14 protein-coding genes are annotated in these 17175 nt (G+C 71.6%); 6 read left to right on the forward strand and 8 right to left on the reverse strand.

Annotated features, from left to right (window positions below; all coding sequences use genetic code 11):
• Positions 1–28 precede the first annotated feature (28 nt).
• From MT346_RS15345 to MT346_RS15365, 5 genes are read left to right on the forward strand one after another with little or no spacing between them, the layout of a single operon-like run.
• The gene (locus tag MT346_RS15345) at positions 29–853 is read left to right on the forward strand and encodes an oxygenase MpaB family protein (protein ID WP_243563967.1); all 825 of its coding nucleotides are present in this window, start codon (positions 29–31) and stop codon (positions 851–853) included.
• A gap of 36 nt (positions 854–889) precedes the next feature.
• Positions 890–1729 carry a phosphoribosyltransferase family protein gene (locus MT346_RS15350; protein WP_243563968.1) on the forward strand — a complete coding sequence of 280 codons (840 nt, stop codon included), beginning with the start codon at positions 890–892 and terminating at the stop codon, positions 1727–1729.
• Complete coding sequence (locus MT346_RS15355) at positions 1726–3288, forward strand: nicotinate phosphoribosyltransferase (RefSeq protein ID WP_243563969.1); 1563 nt, start codon at positions 1726–1728, stop codon at positions 3286–3288. The genes MT346_RS15350 and MT346_RS15355 overlap by 4 nt, the downstream gene beginning before the upstream one ends.
• Positions 3285–4016 carry an NUDIX hydrolase gene (locus tag MT346_RS15360; RefSeq protein WP_243563970.1) on the forward strand — a complete coding sequence of 244 codons (732 nt, stop codon included), beginning with the start codon at positions 3285–3287 and terminating at the stop codon, positions 4014–4016. Before MT346_RS15355 ends, MT346_RS15360 begins: the two co-directional genes overlap by 4 nt.
• 18 nt (positions 4017–4034) lie before the next feature.
• Positions 4035–4664 (forward strand): pyridoxal 5'-phosphate synthase, encoded by a 630-nt coding sequence (locus MT346_RS15365; RefSeq protein WP_243563971.1) that lies wholly within the window; start codon positions 4035–4037, stop codon positions 4662–4664.
• Positions 4665–4670: 6 nt separating this feature from the next.
• Here the strand turns inward: MT346_RS15365 and MT346_RS15370 are convergent, their stop codons facing one another.
• From MT346_RS15370 to MT346_RS15380, 3 genes are read right to left on the reverse strand one after another with little or no spacing between them, the layout of a single operon-like run.
• On the reverse strand, positions 4671–7085 hold the full coding sequence (locus MT346_RS15370; RefSeq protein WP_308221909.1) for a GNAT family N-acetyltransferase: 2415 nt from the start codon (positions 7083–7085) through the stop codon (positions 4671–4673).
• Entirely contained in the window at positions 7082–8437 is a 1356-nt protein-coding gene (locus MT346_RS15375; RefSeq protein WP_243563972.1) for a lysine N(6)-hydroxylase/L-ornithine N(5)-oxygenase family protein, read from the reverse strand. The genes MT346_RS15370 and MT346_RS15375 overlap by 4 nt, the downstream gene beginning before the upstream one ends.
• A complete protein-coding gene (locus tag MT346_RS15380) occupies positions 8434–9912 on the reverse strand; it encodes a pyridoxal-dependent decarboxylase (protein WP_308221910.1) in 1479 nt (492 codons plus the stop codon). Before MT346_RS15380 ends, MT346_RS15375 begins: the two co-directional genes overlap by 4 nt.
• Before the next feature lie 101 nt (positions 9913–10013).
• Here MT346_RS15380 and MT346_RS15385 point away from each other — a divergent pair, with 101 nt between their 5' ends.
• Positions 10014–10499 carry a GNAT family N-acetyltransferase gene (locus MT346_RS15385; RefSeq protein WP_243563973.1) on the forward strand — a complete coding sequence of 162 codons (486 nt, stop codon included), beginning with the start codon at positions 10014–10016 and terminating at the stop codon, positions 10497–10499.
• Between the two features lie 10 nt (positions 10500–10509).
• On the opposite strand, the gene MT346_RS15390 is transcribed toward MT346_RS15385, so the two are convergent.
• From MT346_RS15390 to MT346_RS15410, 5 genes are all read right to left on the reverse strand, one after another.
• Complete coding sequence (locus MT346_RS15390) at positions 10510–11058, reverse strand: hypothetical protein (RefSeq protein ID WP_243563974.1); 549 nt, start codon at positions 11056–11058, stop codon at positions 10510–10512.
• Positions 11059–11064: 6 nt separating this feature from the next.
• On the reverse strand, positions 11065–13512 hold the full coding sequence (locus MT346_RS15395; RefSeq protein WP_243563975.1) for an ATP-dependent helicase: 2448 nt from the start codon (positions 13510–13512) through the stop codon (positions 11065–11067).
• Between the two features lie 12 nt (positions 13513–13524).
• Positions 13525–14559, reverse strand: coding sequence for a glycerophosphodiester phosphodiesterase family protein (locus tag MT346_RS15400; protein WP_243563976.1), 1035 nt, complete (start codon positions 14557–14559; stop codon positions 13525–13527).
• Between the two features lie 10 nt (positions 14560–14569).
• Positions 14570–15592: a LacI family DNA-binding transcriptional regulator gene (locus tag MT346_RS15405; protein WP_243563977.1), complete on the reverse strand. Its 1023-nt coding sequence runs from the start codon at positions 15590–15592 to the stop codon at positions 14570–14572.
• Positions 15593–15704: 112 nt separating this feature from the next.
• The gene (locus MT346_RS15410; RefSeq protein WP_243563978.1) at positions 15705–16949 is read right to left on the reverse strand and encodes a Gfo/Idh/MocA family protein; all 1245 of its coding nucleotides are present in this window, start codon (positions 16947–16949) and stop codon (positions 15705–15707) included.
• Between the last annotated feature and the right edge of the window lie 226 nt (positions 16950–17175).

Below are 17175 nucleotides of genomic sequence, written 5' to 3' on the forward strand. Positions count from 1 at the left end.
CGGCGGTGCGGTCCGGCCCACTGGTGCCGTGACCACCAGACGGACAGGAGGCTCGGTGCCGGCCGCGCGCCGGGCCTCCAGTCCGTCACCAGGTCGCGATCGCGACCTGACACGTCTGCTGGCGGACAGCACACCGGTCCTGGCCGGTGGACGCGCCATCCTGCTGCAGATCGCCGATCCCGTCGTCGCCGCCGGCGTCCGCCGGCACTCCGACTTCGCCCGTCGGCCGCAGCAGCGGCTCGCCCACACGCTGATGTACGTGTACGCAGTCGTCGTGGGCTCGCCGGAGGACGCCGCGACGGCGACGGCGTTCGTGAACCGGGCACACGCCCCGGTGGCGGGCGCCGACCAGGTCGACCGGCAGCGCTGGGTGGCCGCGACACTGTACGACTCCGCGCTCCGGGCGCACGACGCCTTCGGCGACCCGGTCCCGCCGGACCTGGCACGGCGGATGCTCGACGCCTACGCCCCGCTCGGGGTCGCCCTGCGGGTGCCTGCCGACCGGTGGCCGTCGTCCGTCGACGCCTTCGAGACGTACTGGGCCGACACCCTGGTCGCGCTGCGGGTCTCCGACGATGCCCGCGGGGTCGTGCGTGACCTGCTGCACCCGCGCTTCGCCCCGCTGTGGGTGCGCGCGGCGATGCCCCTCGTGCGGATCGTGACCGTGGGCTTGCTGCCGGATGCCGTGCGCGACCAGTACGGCTTCGCGTGGGGGCCGCGTGAACAGCGACGGTACCGACGGGCGACGGCGGCGATCCGGCGGACCCGCGCGATCGTGCCGCGGTGGGTGCTGCGTCTGCCGGGGCCGCTGCTGCTGCGGGCGATGCGCCGGACGGCTGCGCGACACCCGTAGTTGTCACAGCGACAAATACCGTGCTACGGTCGGGTCATGGCAGTCGAACTCACCACCTGGGACCGCGACGGCACCACCGTCGCCCCGACGTTCTCCACCATGCGGTTCCCGGCGGGCGAATCGCACGTCAAGGTCGCCGTCGAGCACGACGCACCCGCTGACCTGACCGAGATCGCGACCCTGCGCGGCACGGACGGCAACGACCTGCTCATGCTCGGCATGTGGGCGGACGCCGTCCGTCAGCGCGGATCGAGGTCGGTCGCCCTGGTTCCGTACCTGCCGGGTGCACGCCAGGACCGCGGTCTGCCCTTCGGCGCGAAGGTCTACGCGGACGTCCTCAACGGCTTCCACCTCGACCAGGTGATCGCCTTCGACCCGCACTCGCCCGTCATCGTCGGGCTGGTGGACAACCTGACGGTGGTCACCAGCGAGCAGGTGGTCCGCGACGCCGTGCTCGACGTCGACGGGGACGCCTACACGGGCATCATCGCGCCGGACAAGGGTGCCGTCGCCCGGGCCACGGCGGTCGCCGAGACGTGCGGCCTGCCGCTCTTCCGGGCCGAGAAGCACCGCAACCCGGACACCGGCAAGCTCGACGGCTTCACCTGCGAGCCGCTGCCCGCGGACGGCCGGTTCCTGGTCGTCGACGACATCTGCGACGGCGGCGGCACGTTCATGGGGCTCGCCGGCAGCACCGGCCTGCCGAAGGAACGCCTGGGCCTCTGGGTGTCGCACGGGGTCTTCTCCGGGCGCGCCCCGCAGCTCGCCGACCACTTCGGCGAGATCGTCACCACCGACTCGTACCCCGCGCAGAACGCCGTCCCGGGCGTGCGCACGATCGAACTCACCCCCTACCTGACGGAGCAGATCCGATGACCGACACCACCACCGCACTGGCCCCCCGCATCACGACCGCCAGCCCGATCGCCCCGCTGCTGGCCGTCGACGGGTACAAGCACTCGCACCGGCAGGTCTACCCCCGGGGCACGACCCGCATCCTGATCAACTGGACGAACCGGTCGAACGCGCACATGCCCGAGTCGACCCACGCCGTGGTGTTCGGACTGCAGGCGTTCATCCAGCGCCACCTGGTCGAGGCATGGGCGCCGTTCTTCGCCGCCGACGAGGACGAGGTCGCCGACCTGTTCGAGCAGGCCCTGCAGGGCTACTTCGGCCCGAACCACATCGGCGTCGACCACGTCCGCGCACTCCACCGCCTGGGGTACCTGCCGCTGACGATCCGTGCGCTCCCCGAGGGCACCCTCGCGCCGATCGGCGTCGCCACCCTGACCGTCGAGAACACCGTCGACGCGTTCTTCTGGCTGCCGAACTACATCGAGACCGCCCTGTCGGCGTCGATCTGGCACCCCTCGACCGTGGCGACGAAGGCGCTGGAGTACCGCGACCTGATGGAGGACTGGGCGGCCCGCACCGGCGCCGTGCCCGAGAGCATCGACTTCGCCGCCCACGACTTCTCGTTCCGCGGGCAGTCGAGCATCGAGTCCGCCGCCGCCGGCGGCGCGGGACACCTGCTCTCGTTCCTCGGCACCGACTCGATGCCGACGCTCGACTTCATCGACCGCTACTACCCCGGCGACAACGGCTGGGTCGCCGCGAGCGTGCCGGCCACCGAGCACAGCGTGATGTGCGTGCGCGGCGCCGACGGCGAGCTCGAGACGTTCCAGCAGATCCTCGACGTGTACCCGACGGGCATCGTGTCGGCGGTCAGCGACGGCTTCGACCTGTTCAAGGTGATCACCGAGACGCTGCCGCAGCTGAAGGACCGGATCACGGGCCGCGACGGCAAGCTCGTCATCCGTCCCGACTCGGGCGACCCGGTCGACATCGTCACCGGCACCGTGCACGGCGTACCCCAGGACGAGCTGCTGGCCGAGGGGCGCTCGGACGAGCAGAAGGGTGTCGTCGAGCTGCTCGACGAGCTGTTCGGCCACACGGTGAACGCCGCCGGGTACAAGGTGCTCGACCAGCACGTCGGCGTGATCTACGGCGACAGCATCACCCTCGACCGTGCCCGTCGGATCTACGAGCGCCTGGCCGCCAAGGGCTACGCGAGCGACAACATCGTGCTCGGCATCGGGTCGTACACGTACCAGTACATGACCCGCGACAACCTCGGCAGTGCGGTCAAGGCGACCTGGGCCCTGGTCGACGGGCAGCCGGTCGACATCCAGAAGGACCCGAAGACCGGCAGCGGCAAGAAGAGCGCCAAGGGCCGCATCGCCCTGCACCGCGACGCCACCGGCGAGATCCGCCAGACGGACCAGGCAACACCCGAAGACGAGGCGACCAGCCTGCTGCAGCCGGTCTGGGTCGACGGCCGGTTCCTGGTGCACCAGTCCTTCGCCGACGTCCGTGCGACCCTCCGCCGCGAGCGCACGGACCGCGCCGCCCGACGCGCAGCAGCCGCATCGTGACCGACGCGGTGACGACCCGCGACCAGCCGCTCATCGCGATCGACGTCGTCCCGATGTCCTTCTCGGCGACGGAGGGTCTGCGGGTCGCCACCGCGCGTCGGCCGTACGACCCGTACGCCGGCCACCAGGCACTGCCTGGCGTGCTCCTGTTCCCGGCGGAACGCCTGGCCGACGGTGCACAGCGCGCCATGCGCACCAAGGCGGGCATCGGCTCCGACTCGGTCCGGCACCTCGCGCAGATCGGTGCGTTCGACGGGCCCGGGCGGGACCCGCGCGACGCGGCGATCAGCATCGCGTTCGTGGCGGTGGTCGACGCCTCCGGGCACCCCGACGCCACAGCGATCGGACCCAGAACAGCGAAGCCCGCGACCGAGCCGTCGGAACCGCGCCCGCCCGAGGCCGCGCCGGCCGCCGTCTGGCGCGATCCCGCCCAGGCCGAGCCGGGCCTCCCGTTCGACCACGACCGCATCATCGCCGCCGCCCTCGAGCACGCGCGCACCCGGCTGTGGCGCGACGCGGCGCTGACACGGGCACTGCTCGGACCGCGCTTCACGACCGCCGATGCGGCGCGGTTGCAGACCGCGCTGACCGGCACCGCACCCGATCCCGGCAACCTCAACCGGGCGCTGCGGACCAACGCCGCCATCCTCCGGTCGGACGATCCTGCGCCGTCCGCGGCCGGGCGTCGCGGCGGCCGTCCCCCGGTCACCTGGACGTGGCGGGCCTGACGGGCGTTGGCTGGGGGCATGGCCTCCGCTCCCCTGTCCGGTGACACCTCCTTCGCGTTCCCCGAGCTCGACGACCCACCCGCCTCGCCGCTCGACGTCGCCGGCACGTGGGTGGCCGACGCGCAGGACGGCGACGTGTCCGAGCCGATGTCGATGACCCTGGCGACCGCCGCCGACGGTGTCGTGAGCGCCCGCACCGTCGACGTGAAGACGATCGACGACCACGGACTGGTGTTCGGGTCCTCGACGCTCAGCCCGAAGGGACAGCAGCTCACCGCCAACCCGGCCGCCGCACTGCAGGTCTACTGGCGCGAGACGATGCAGCAGCTGCGGTTCGAGGGCACCGTCGTGCAGCTCTCCGAGCAGGAGTCCGACGACCTGTTCGCCGCCCGGTCGCCCAAGTCGCGCGCTGCCACCGCGGTCGCCGACCAGTCCGCGCCGCTCGACGGCTCGTTCCAGGACCTGATCGACGACGCGAACGACCTGCTCGCCGAGTCCGAGGACGTCCCACGCCCCGCGTCGTGGGTGGCGTGGCGGCTCGAGCCGACGTCGGTGGAGTTCTGGCACGGCAGCCGCGACCGGATGCACCGACGGCTGCAGTACCGCCTGGGTCCGGACGGGTGGACCTCGGCGGTGCTGCAGCCGTAGCGCCCGCTACCCGCGCGCGATCGGGTTCGGCATCGCGCCGGCCCGGATCAGCGACGACGACTGGTCGGCCAGGTCGACCATCGACAGGGTGTTGCGCAGCTGCAGCCGGTTCAGGCACGAGTGCTCGAACGTCGGCGCGCGCAGGTCCAGGTCGCGGCGGTCCGGGTGTGCATCGGCGTGCTCGTGGATCGTCGCCGCGACGAGCTCCCAGAACCGCGAGGCCGGCAGCACCCCGTCGTCGTCGAGGATCGCGGCGACGAACCGCAGCACCCCGTCGAACACGTCGGTGAACACCGCCAGGGCGGCTTCGGCGTCGTCGACCGGATGCACGATGCGCTCGATGCCGGCGGGGACGTGACGGGGTGCGAGCACCGCGACCTCTTCGCCGACGTCCTTCATCACCGCGCGGACGACGGCGCCGTCGCGGACGACCAGCACGAGGTTCTCGCCGTGCGGCATGAACGCGACGTCGTGGACGGTCAGGCAGTGCACGACCGGCAGCAGGTACGCGCGCAGGTACCCGGCCACCCACTGCTCGGCGGGCAGGCCGGACGCGGCGATCAGCGCGGCGACCACCGACTGCCCGGCGGCGTCCCGGTGCAGCAGCGCCGCCATCGTCATCAGACGCTCGCCCGGTGCCAGCTGCGGGACCGGGCTCTCGCGCCACAGGGCCGCGAGCATCTTCCGCTGCGGCGACGGCACGTCCACGCGGTGGTACGCGTCCCCGGTGTACCCGATGGCCGCGTGCTCGCGCAGCATCGAGAAGCCCACGGCCCGCAGCGTCGGGTCGCCGTGCACGATGCTCGCCACCCAGTCGTTGACCGCTGGAGTCGTCCGCATGTACGCCGGCGACATGCCCCGCAGGAAGCCCATGTTCTGCACCGCCAGTGCCGTCTTGACGTACGAGCGTGACGGCGACGACCGGTTGAACGCCGTGCGGATCGACTGCTGCGGCTGGTGCAGGTCGGGCCCCTCGCCCAGGTCGACCAGGTCCTGACGCCCCAGGTCGGGCGCGAACGTCACGGCGATCCGGTGCTGCCACTGCCACGGGTGCACCGGCAGCCACACGTACGCGTCCGGGTCCAGGCCGCGCCCTTCGAGCGTCGACCGGAACCCCCGGACGGTCGCGGGGTCGAGCTCGGCGTCCCAGTGCGCCTGCTCGGTGCGGTCGGCCGCCAGGGACAGGTGCGTGTGGTCGCGGCGGGCAGCGAGCCAGCGGTACCGGAAGCGCCCGCCGGACTCCGGCGCGTACGCCCGGTACTCGTCGAGCCCGAACCCGATGCGGCCGTTCGCGGCGACGAACGCGGGATGCCCCTCGGTCATCGCGGACTCGACGTCCTGGAACGCCGCGACGACGTCACCGTCCGAGCGGCCCCGAGCGAGCTGCGCCGCGGACGGTCCACCCCGCCGGTGCTTGGCGGCGGCGCTGGCCAGGGTCGACGCGATCTCCTCCAGGTACGTCCCGAGCAGCGGGTCGGGGATCCCCAGCACGTCGCGCAGCTCGAGCACCAGGTCCTGGGCGCTCAGGGGCAGCGCCGACCCGTCGCGGGTGCGGGTGAGCGAGGCCTCGTCGATCGACCAGTGCTCCAGCAGGTGCACGCGGGCGCGGAACCGGTAGGTCGAGTCCCCGGCGTCCAGCCGCCAGCCGTCGCCGTCGGCGACCGGTGCGACCAGGCGCTCGTGCGTGAACTCGGCGATCGTCTTCGCGACCAGGTGCCGTTCGGCCTGCTCCAGGTGCTCGGGACGCAGGTGCGCCGCGGGGCCGTCGTCGTCCGGCACCCCGATCCGGGCGGTGTCGAGCACGGACAGCAGGGCCCGCTTGCCGTCGACGTCGACCTCGCGCAGCGCACGGAAGCCCACCTCGGCGTTCTTCGCGTGCACGGCCGTGTTGCGCACGTCGGGTTCGACGACGACGCGACGGGCGCCCAGGGCGTCGCGGCAGTGCTCGACGACGGTGCGCATCACCGCGCTCGTGAGCCCGTGCACCCGTGCGTCGGCGGGCGGCGGTGCGACGAGCAGGTGCATGCCGACGTCGCCGGGCTCGGCGGCCCACACGTCGGTGAGCAGCACGCGGGCCGGGTCGTACGTCTCGGCCAGGAAGCACGGCTCCCCGTCCCGACGTCCCAGCCAGGCCGCCTGCGCCGGGTCCTGCTGGACGCCGCGCAGGTACGTCCGCACCCCGTCCACGTCGAGGTGTGCCATGCCCCACCACGAGGACGCCGGGTGCGCGAGCCACGCCTGCACGACGGCGGCGTCGCGGTCCGGGTCCACCGGCTCGACGGACAGGAGGCCCGGGGCCGCGTCCGGCGAGCCGCTGCCGGCCGGCAGGACGGCCGGGTCGACGGCCGAGCGTGCGTCCGGCAGGACGGCGGGGTCGACGGCCGCGCGTGCGTCCTGCGGGACGCCCGCCGCGGCGCTCACGCGCCCACCCCGGCAGGCAGGCCGAACTGCTGGAAGGCGATCCGGTCCTCCAGGCCGTACGGCGACCGACCCGTGACGGACCGCAGGATCGACGCGTTCCGCCACGCGCCCATCCCCAGGTCCGGCGCGGTCAGGCCGTGCGTGTGCTCCTCGGCGTTCTGCACCCAGATGCGACCACCCAGCGTGTCGACGTGGTGGTCGCGGGCGACCGCGAACCGACCGCGGGCATCGCGCTCGACCAAGTGCTCGACCGGGTCCAGGAACCCTGGCGTCCGCGGTGCGTACCCGGTCGCCAGGACCAGCCGCTCGACCTCGTGCTCGTAGGTCCTCCCGAGCTGCTCGTGCCGCAGCGTCAGCCGGTACGTCCCCCGGTCGGCCAGCCACGTCGCATCGACGACGCTGGTCTCGGTCCGGAGCGTCGTCGGGATCGGCCCCCGTGCGCTGATCCGGTAGAGCGCGTCGTACAGCTCGTCGACCAGGTCGGCGCTGATGCCCTTGTACAGGCCGCGCTGCTCGCGGCCCAGACGGTCGCGGGCGGGCTCGGGCAGCGCGTGGAAGTGGTCCGTGTACTCGGGGCTCGTCATCTCGAGCGTGAGCTTGGTGTCCTCCATCGGGAAGAACCGCGGCGACCGGGTGATCCAGTCCAGGCGGTACCCACCGGAGCGGACGTCCTCGAGCAGGTCCCGGTAGACCTCGGCGGCGGACTGTCCGCTGCCGACGACGGCGATGGACCCGGCGCTCCGCAGGGCATCACGGTTCGGCAGGTAGTCCGACGAGTGGATCACCGGACCGGCCAGGTCGCGCAGGGGCTCCGGGACGGCCGGCTCGGTGCCGATGCCGAGCACCACGTGGCGTGCGCGGTACGTCTCCGGACCGTGGTCGGTCTCCGCGTGCACCGTGAACAGGTCGGTGCGCTCGTCGTGGTCGACGGCGACCACGCGGCGACCCCACCGCAGGGTGTCCAGCCGGTCCGCCGCCCACCGGCAGTAGGCGTCGTACTCGCTGCGCAGCGGGTGGAAGTCCTCGCGGATGTAGAAGGGGTAGAGCCGACCGGTCTCCTTGAGCCACGCCAGGAACGAGAACGGCGAGGTCGGATCGGCCATCGTGACCAGGTCCGCCAGGAACGGCACCTGGATCGTCGCGTCGTCGAGCATCATCCCGTGGTGCCAGGCGAAGCCGTCGGCGGTGTCGAGGAACACCGCGTCGACGTCGTCGAGCGGGTCGGACAGGCACGCCAGGCCCAGGTTGAACGGGCCGATGCCGATGCCGACCAGGTCGTGGACGGGGGTGTCGTGCACTGCGGCCGCGGTGGCCGTGTTGTCCGTCGTGTGGGTCGCAACGGCGGCGGTCATCGGGTCGCTCCGGTCGCTCCGGTCGCTCCGGTCGGCACGGCGCCTGCCGCGCGCAGGTCGGCGGCCGTCGCCACCACGTGTGCCAGCGAGCGCTCCACCTGCTCGATCGTGGTGTCGGGGTTCAGCAGCGTGAGCTTGTTGCACGGCCGCCCGTCGATCACGGTCTTCGCGATGAGGACCCGTCCCTCGGCCAGCAGCGCGGCCCGGAGCGGTCCGACCAGGGCGTCGGCCTCGGCGTCGGACACCCCCGCCGGCTGCCAGCGGAACAGCACCGTGCTGAGCTGCGTCGGCGCGACGAGCACCAGGTCGTCGTGCGCTGCGACCAGCGCGTGGGTCTGCTCGGCCAGGTCGATCACGGCGTCGAACGCCCGACCGATCGCCTGGGCACCGCTCGCCCGCAGCGTTGCCCAGAGCTTCAGCGCGTCGAACCGCCGGGTGGTCTGCAGCGACTTGTCCACCTGGTTGGGCTCGGTCGCGTCCTCCGGGTTCAGGTAGTCCGCGTGCCAGGAGGCCCGGGCGAGGTCCGCAGGGTCCCGCACCACGAGCGCACTCGACGACACGGGCTGGAAGAAGGACTTGTGGAAGTCGGCCGTCACACTGCGGGCGCGCTCGATCCCGGCGAGCAGGTGCCGCCGGGTGGGTGACACGAGCAGGCCGCATCCGTAGGCAGCGTCGACGTGCAGCCAGACGTCCTCCAGGTCGCACACGTCGGCGATCGGCTCGAGCGGGTCGATGACCCCGCGGTCCGTGGTGCCGCCCGTCGCGACGACGGCCATCGGCGTGCGGCCGGCGGCCCGGGCAGCGGCGATCGCTGTGGCCAGGGCAGTGGGGAGCATGCGGCCCGCGTCGTCCGTGGCGACGTCGACGACGGCGTCGTCGGGCAGGCCGAGCAGGCGGGCGGACTTGCGGACGCTGAAGTGGGACTCGGCGGTGGCGAAGACGGTGGGGGGAGGGGTCGGGATCGTGCTCGTGCTCGTGTTTGCGGTCATGGCTTCGCGCGCCAGCAGCAGGGCCTGCAGGTTCGACTGCGACCCACCCGAGGTGAAGATGCCGTCGCCCGCGACGAACCCGATCCGGCTCGCGACCCAGTCGACGACGTGCCGCTCCATCTCGGTGCCGATGCGCGACTGGTCCCAGGTGTCGACGGAGGGGTTGACCGCCGCCAGCACCGCCTCGGCCGCGACGGCGGGCAGGGCCACAGGGCAGTTGAGGTGTGCCATCGAGGCCGGGTCGTGGAACCAGACCGCCTCGCGGACGAACAGGTCGTCGACCTCGGCCATCGCCCGGTCGGTGCCGATCGGCGGCGCGTCCAGGTCGATCGCGCGGACACGGCGTCGGAGTTCGGCGGCCGGGGTGTCCGTCGTCGGCCGGTCGACCTGCGCGAAGCGGTCGGCGGTCCGGTCGACCGTGGCCCGGACGACCTGTCGGTAGCGCTCGGCGGTGGCAGTGGAGAGCATCTCGTTGATCGGTGTCACGTTAGGTAAGGCTAACCTCACCATTGGCCGCTGTCACAGGTGATCGAACGCCCGGGCGTGGCGGACATCGGCAGGCCCGGCGGCTCCGACAGGATCGGGTCATGGGAGGACTGACCGCACGACCGGCCGAGATCGCGGACGCCGATGCCATCGCCCGGGTCCACGTGCAGGCCTGGAAGGAGGCCTACGCGCACCTGCTCCCCGCAGCGTTCCTCGACGACAGAGACGTCGGGCAGTACGCCGAGCGGTGGCGCACGATCATCGGGTCCGGCAGCACCGACGTCGCCGTGGCGGACCTCGACGGAGTCGTCGTGGGTTGGGCTGCGGCGGGCGCCGGCCGCGACCACGACGCACCGCGGGACCGTGAACTCGAGGGCATCTACGTCCTGGCCGCCGTCTACGGATCAGGGGCCGGCCAGGCCCTGATCGACCGCGCGGTTGGCGACGCACCGGCGTACCTGTGGATCGCGGAGCACAACCCGCGGGCCGAGGCGTTCTACCACCGCAACGGGTTCCGTCGCGATGGCGTGGTCAAGCGCGAGCAGTTGGGTCCGCACACACTCGACGTGGTGCGGATGGTGCGCTGAGGAGTCCCGGTCAGGCGCCCGGGATCTGCCCGCGGCGGAGGGTGAGACGCCGGTCTTCGACCGACTTCTCGGCAACGACACCCTGCTCGTGCTGTCCGGCGGCCGCGAGCTCCCAGAACGGCCAGGTGTGGGGGCTGAGTTTCGGGTCGAACCACGGGGCAGGTCCGTTGTCGTCCTCGCGGAGCGCCCGCGCCACCGCCGCGTGATCGAGTTCCGGCAGCCCGGCGGCCCGGGCCTCGCTCACCACGCGCATGCCGACCCGCGCCACGACGGCGGACCGACCGACCCGCGCGCGTCGGGTGATGAGCCGCCCCGCGATCGCCCCGCTCACGACGCACGCGGCCGCCACCACCACACTGCCGACCGTCACCCGAGACGCTTCGGCATCCTCCGACGTACGGGACGACGCGATGACGACCACGACGATGCCGAGCACGACCGCGCCACCGATGACCCGGTTCGCGATCGTCGTCGCGCGCTGCAGCGCAACCGTGGCGTCGACCACGGCACCGATGTCGACGACCACGTCCGAGTCGCCGCCGGGGTTCGGGGCAGCCACGCCCCGCTAGAGCTTCTCGATCGGGGCGATCTTGATCAGCAGCTTCTTGCGACCGGCCGCATCGAACGCGATCTCCGCGATGCGCTTGGCGCCCTGCCCCGTGACCGCCGACACCGTGCCCTCGCCGAAGTCGAGGTGCTTGATCCGGTCGCCGGCGGTGAGTTCCATGTCGCCGTTGTCGCGGACCTGCCCGGAGACCCGGTTCGCCCACTCGGTCTTCGGACGGGTCTTCGCCGCAGCGGCCGCCCGGTCGTACGAGCCACCGCCCCAGCCGCCACCCCCGCGGTAGCCACCACCGCCGAACCCACCGGACTCGGCACCGTCACGCTTGGCGTTGAGCGCCCGCGGCTGCGTTCCGCCGCGGCTGTTCGCCATGCCCGGGGACTGCTTCCACTCGATGAGCCCCTCGGGGATCTCCTGCAGGAAGCGCGAGGGCATGGCGACGTTGACGTCACCGAACTGGGCGCGGGTCATCGCGAGCGACAGGAACAGGGACTTCTTGGCGCGGGTGATGCCCACGTAGAACAACCGGCGCTCTTCCGACGGGCCACCCGGCTCGTTCGCGGACATCCGGTGCGGCAGCAGGTCCTCTTCGACGCCGGTCAGGAACACGGCGTCGTACTCCAGCCCCTTGGCGGTGTGCAGCGTCATGAGCGACACGGTGCCCGAGGAGTCGTCGAGCTCGTCTGCTGCGGCGACCAGCGACACCTCGGTCAGGAAGTCGACGAGGGTGCCGTCCGGGTTGTTCTTCTGGAACTCGCGCGTGACCGCGACGAGCTCGTCGATGTTGTCCGCACGCGCGGAGTCCTGGGCGTCGGGCGACTTCCGGAGCTGTTCGAGCAGGCCGGAACCGTCCAACAGCTGGGTCAACGTGTCCACCACCGGCTGGTCGGCCGCCTTGGCGGACACCTCGTCGAGCAGGGCCGCGAACGCCGTGATGGCGTTGCGCACCTTCGGCCCGAAGCCGAGTTCGTCGGCGTGCCGCAGGGCTTCACGCAGAGTGACGTCGTGGTCGTCGGCGTAGCGCTGCAGGGTGGTCTCGGTGACGGAGCCGATCCCGCGCTTGGGCACGTTGAGCACACGGCGCAGCGCCATCGGGTCGGCGGGGTTGGCGACCGTGATCAGGTAGGCCATCGCGTCCTTGATCTCGGCACGCTCGTAGAACTTCGTGCCGCCCAGCACCCGGTACGGGATCGCCGCGCGGATGAAGATCTCCTCGAGCGCGCGCGTCTGCGAGTTCGTCCGGTAGAACACCGCCATGTCGCGGTAGTCCATGCCGTCGTCGTGCAGACGCTGGATCTCGTCCGCGACGAACTGCGCCTCGTCGTGGCCGGTGTAGCCCGTGAACCCGATGATCTTGTCGCCCGCGCCGACCTTGGTGAACAGGTTCTTGACCTGGCGGTCGAAGTTGTTCGCGATGACGGCGTTGGCCGCGTCGAGGATGTTCTGCGTCGACCGGTAGTTCTGCTCGAGCAGGATCACCTTGGAGTTCGGGAAGTCCCGCTCGAACTCGACGATGTTGCGGATGTCCGCCCCGCGGAATGCGTAGATCGACTGGTCCGAGTCACCGACGACGGTCAGCGAGGCCCCGGCGATCGACCCGTCCGCCTCGCGCATGCGAGCGACGTGCTGCCCCTCGTCCTCGAGTCGGTCGACCTGCTCGACCGGCACCGGGCGGGTGAGCTCGCGGATCAGGGAGTACTGGGCGTGGTTGGTGTCCTGGTACTCGTCGACCAGGACGAAGCGGAAGCGTCGCTGGTACAGCGCCGCGACCTCGGGGAAGGCCCGGAACAGGAAGACCGTCTGCCCGATCAGGTCGTCGAAGTCGAACGCGTTGGCCCGGCGCAGGTCGTTCGTGTAGCGCCGGAACACCTCGGTGAACATCACTTCTTGTGGGTCGTTGGCGTTGATGTTCCGCGCGTAGGTGTCGATGTCCTGCAGCTCGTTCTTGAGCTTGGAGATCTTCGACGCCGCAGCCCCGACGGTCAGCCCGAGGGTGTCCGCTTCGAGGTCCTTGATGATCCGCTTCAGCAACGCCCGCGAGTCGGCGGAGTCGTAGATCGTGAACGACTGCGGGAACCCGAACCGCTCCGCTTCGCGCCGGAGGATCCGCACGCACGCCGAGTGGAACGTCGAGATCCACATGCCCTCGGACGCCTGCCCGACGAGTGCACGGACACGCTCGCGCATCTCGGCGGCGGCCTTGTTCGTGAACGTGATCGCCAGGATCTGCGACGGCCAGGCTTCACGGTTCGCCAGCAGCAGGGCGATGCGTCTGGTGAGCACGCTCGTCTTGCCGGATCCGGCTCCGGCCACGATCAGCAGGGACTCGCCGCGGTACTCGACCGCTTGCTTCTGCTGGGGGTTCAGACCGGCGGTGAACGGGTCGTCGTAGGGGCGTTCCCCGGCACCCGGCTCGGGCGTCGAGTCGAATGGGTCGAGCACGATCGTCATGTCCGACCCAGTCTAGGCGCGCCCCCCGACACCACCAGCCCCGTCCGCAACCACCGAACGGGCGTGCACCGCCAGGTCCGTGTGGTCCGCGAAGACGCCGTCGACGCCGGTCCGGATGATCGAGGTGTACCAGCGCTCCCAGTCGCCGTGCGCCGCGACGTCCCCGCCGCGACGGAGCGGTGCGGGCAGGAACCGGTTCTCCGGTCGCAGGGTCCACGTGTAGATCGCGAGCCCCGCCGCGTGCGCCCGGTCGACGATCGGCGACCGCACCGGACGGGGGTCGTCGACCGCGACCGGATCGACCCCCGCCATCAGGGTCTTCAGGTCGACACTGATGCCGTCGAACTCGTCGGCGAGCGCAGCGAGTGCCGGGTCCGTCCGCTCCGTCGCGTACGTGGGAGCCGCCGAACCGTGTGCCGCGACCTCGTCCGCGGCGCTGCCACGTCCCTCCTGCAGGTACACCAGCCGACCACCCGCCCCCCGGGCGGCGAGGTCGCGCAGGACGCCCTTCTCGAAGCACTCGAACGTGAGCCGTTCGTCATCCCGCCAGCCGGCGGCGCCGATCGCCTGGTCGACGAGCTGCCCCATCGGCAGGCTGACGCCGTCGAAGTACGTGGCGTGTTTGACCTCGGCGACCAGCCCGACCGGCCGCGGCGCAGCATCGAGGATCGCGAGCAGGTCCTCGAGTCGCAGGATCGGGTCCTGGCCGTCGTGCGCGGCGGAGTCCGGTCGCAGCGCCGGCAGGCGTTCACGCGTGCGGAGCGTCGTGAGCTCGTCCCACGTGAAGTCCTCGGTGAACCACCCGGTCAGCCGGTCACCGTCGACGGTCTTGGTCGTCCGGCGATCGCGGAACTCCGAGTGGTCCGCAACGTCCGTCGTCCCCGAGATCTCGTTCTCGTGCCGGAGCACCAGGACACCGTCCGCCGTCGGCACCAGGTCCGGCTCGATCGCGTCGGCACCCAGCTCGATCGCGAGTTCGTACGCGCTCCGCGAGTGCTCCGGGCGGTACCCGGAGGCTCCTCGGTGGGCGATCACCAGGGGGGTCATGCGGCCGACCCTAGTGCGCTCCGGTGTCGGGCCCGTGCGTTCCGCAGGACGCCCGGATGATGAGTTCCGCAGGGAACTCGTGGTGTGTCGGTGGGGATCCGTCGAGCAGTCCGCGCACCGCGGCCTCGGCCATCGACTCGACCGGCTGCCGCAGCGTGCTGAGTGGCGGCCACGTGTACTCGGCCTCCCACGAGCCGTCGAACGCCACGACGGCGACGTCCTCGGGAACACGGACGCCGCGCTCGTGGAACGCCCGGAGCAGTCCGACCGCGGTGCGGTCGGACGCCGCGAACACCGCGTCCGGCGGATCGGGTTCGTCGGCGATCTGCAGTCCGGCGACGTACCCGCCTTCGCGCGTGTACCCGCCGTCATACACCCTGCCGGGAGGCACGCCCCACCGCCCACACGTCGCCCGCCACCCCGCATGGCGGGGTTCACGGGTGTCGAGCTGGCCCACGAACGCCACCCTGGTCCGCCCGTGGCCGAGCAGGTGCTCCGTTGCCTGTTCCGCCCCGCCCCGCAGGTCGGCCCCGACGCTCGCGACGCCGGGTCGACCGCCCGTGACGTTGAGATCGACCCAGGGCAGGCCGACCGGGTCGATCGCGGTCCGGTCCGCGACACCACTCGACAGCACCAGGACGCCGTCGACCATGCGGGCGGCGAACTCCTCGAACCGGGTGCGCAGGCCGTCGGGCGCGAACGTCGTCGCCGTCGTCGACAGCACGTACCCGCGGGCGCGGGCGACGGACTCGATCGCAGCGGCGAACTCCGCGAAGAACGGGTTCGAGAAGACCGGGTCCTGTGCGTCCGGCACGGCGAGCACCAGCGTGCGTGCCGAGCCGGACCGGAGCGCACGTGCCGCCTGGTTCGGACGGTACCCGAGTTCGGCGACTGCGGCCAGGACGCGACGGCGGGTGTCGGCGGCGACCGGGGCGCCGCCGTTCAGTGTGTAGCTGACGACGGCGTCCGACACCCCGGCCAGGCGCGCCACGTCGCGGCGGGTGGGCTTGCGAGGCCGATCAGCCGTCGGCACCGCCGCTTCCTGACGAGATGGTTCCGCGCTGGCGACGGCCGAACGTGTGTCCGCGTCGACGGGGCGCGCGCTCGCGCTCGCCGGTCGCACGCTCGGGTCGGTCACTGGTCGATCATGACACCCGGTCGACGGCCGGCAGGCGTTCGCCGACCGCGACGGGTGCATCGCCCTGGTCCGGGATCGTCAGGCGCTCCCCGTTGCGCTTGGCCGACTCGAACGCGACCAGCCCCGGGAGCGTGTACCGAGCCGCCTGCCAGGCGTTGACCGGCGGCAGGACGCGGTCGTTGACGGCCGTGACGAAGTCGTCGACCAGCAGCTGGTGCGAGCCCTCGTGCCCGTTCGGAGCGAAGTCGAACTCGGCGGGCAGGCGCCCGGTCAGGTCGTCGTGCACGGGGGCGTGCCCCGACACGAACGAGCTGCGCAGTGCGGGCGAGACGTCGGCCAGGCGGGGGTCGTCCTCGTCCATGGTCGGTCGGTTCGCGATCTGGTCGGAGACGTCGGTCACGCCGTCGCGGTCCTGCCAGACGGAGTTCGTGACGAGCTGCTCGAAGCTGCCGTCGGTCCCGAACCAGCGGAAGCGGCTCTCGCGGATGTACGAGGGGAAGCCGACGCGACGGAACTCGTTGATGCGCATCGAACCGCCGCCGTCGAGCTCGAACAGTGCAGTCATGTTCGAGAAGTCGTTGTCGAACATGCTGACCTGGGTGTCGAAGACCCCGTCGCCGCGGTCGTCGTGCACACCGATGCAGCTGACGCTGGTGGCGTGACGGGGGACGGCTCCGAGCACGCCCCCGATCGCGTGCGTCGGATACCACATGGGCGGGTAGCTCGCCGTGGCCTTCCAATCGTCGCCGCCGCTGTACTTGTACGCGTCGTAGAACCCGAGGTCCATGTCGTGGACGTAGTCGCCCTCGGCGTAGAACACCCGCCCGAACGCACCGTCGTCGTACTTCTTGCGTGCGAACACCGTCGCCGGGTTGTACTGGCTGGTCTCGCCCATCATGTACGTCAGCCCGGTCTGCTGGACCGCCTGGATGATCGACTCGATCTCGGTCTGCGCGGTCGCCATCGGCACCGCCGAGTAGACGTGCTTGCCGGCCTGCAGTGCCTGCAGCACCAGGGGTCCGTGCGTCCAGCGCTGGGTGAAGATCGCCACGGCGTCGACGTCGGGGCTGGCGAGCATGTCGTCGAACGAGGCGAACGTGCCGGCCAGGTCGAGCTCGTCGACGAGCTGCTGCGCGCGCTCGGGCAGGACGTCGGTGGCGTACACGGCGGAGATGCCGGGGTGCTTGTCGAACAGGGTGGCGAAGTGGCTGGCGAACTGGCCGGCTCCGACCATGCCGAGGGTGAACGTCATGCTGGGCTCCTTCTGGCGGGTGCATCGTTGCTCGTCCATGCTCGCGCGTGGGGTTTACTCGTGTCAACCCTTGGTTTCCCGGGGGATTCTCGACGACCGTCGATCACATGCGCAGCACCCCGCCGTAGAGTTCGGGTACCGGTCCCACCACCGGCGTCCGCTCGCCGCGAATCCCCAGCCTTTCCGGGCCGAGCCCACCTAGGCTGAGAGGACGCGAAGGAACGGA

The organism is Curtobacterium sp. VKM Ac-2922, assembly GCF_022815645.1.
GTDB lineage: Bacteria > Actinomycetota > Actinomycetes > Actinomycetales > Microbacteriaceae > Curtobacterium.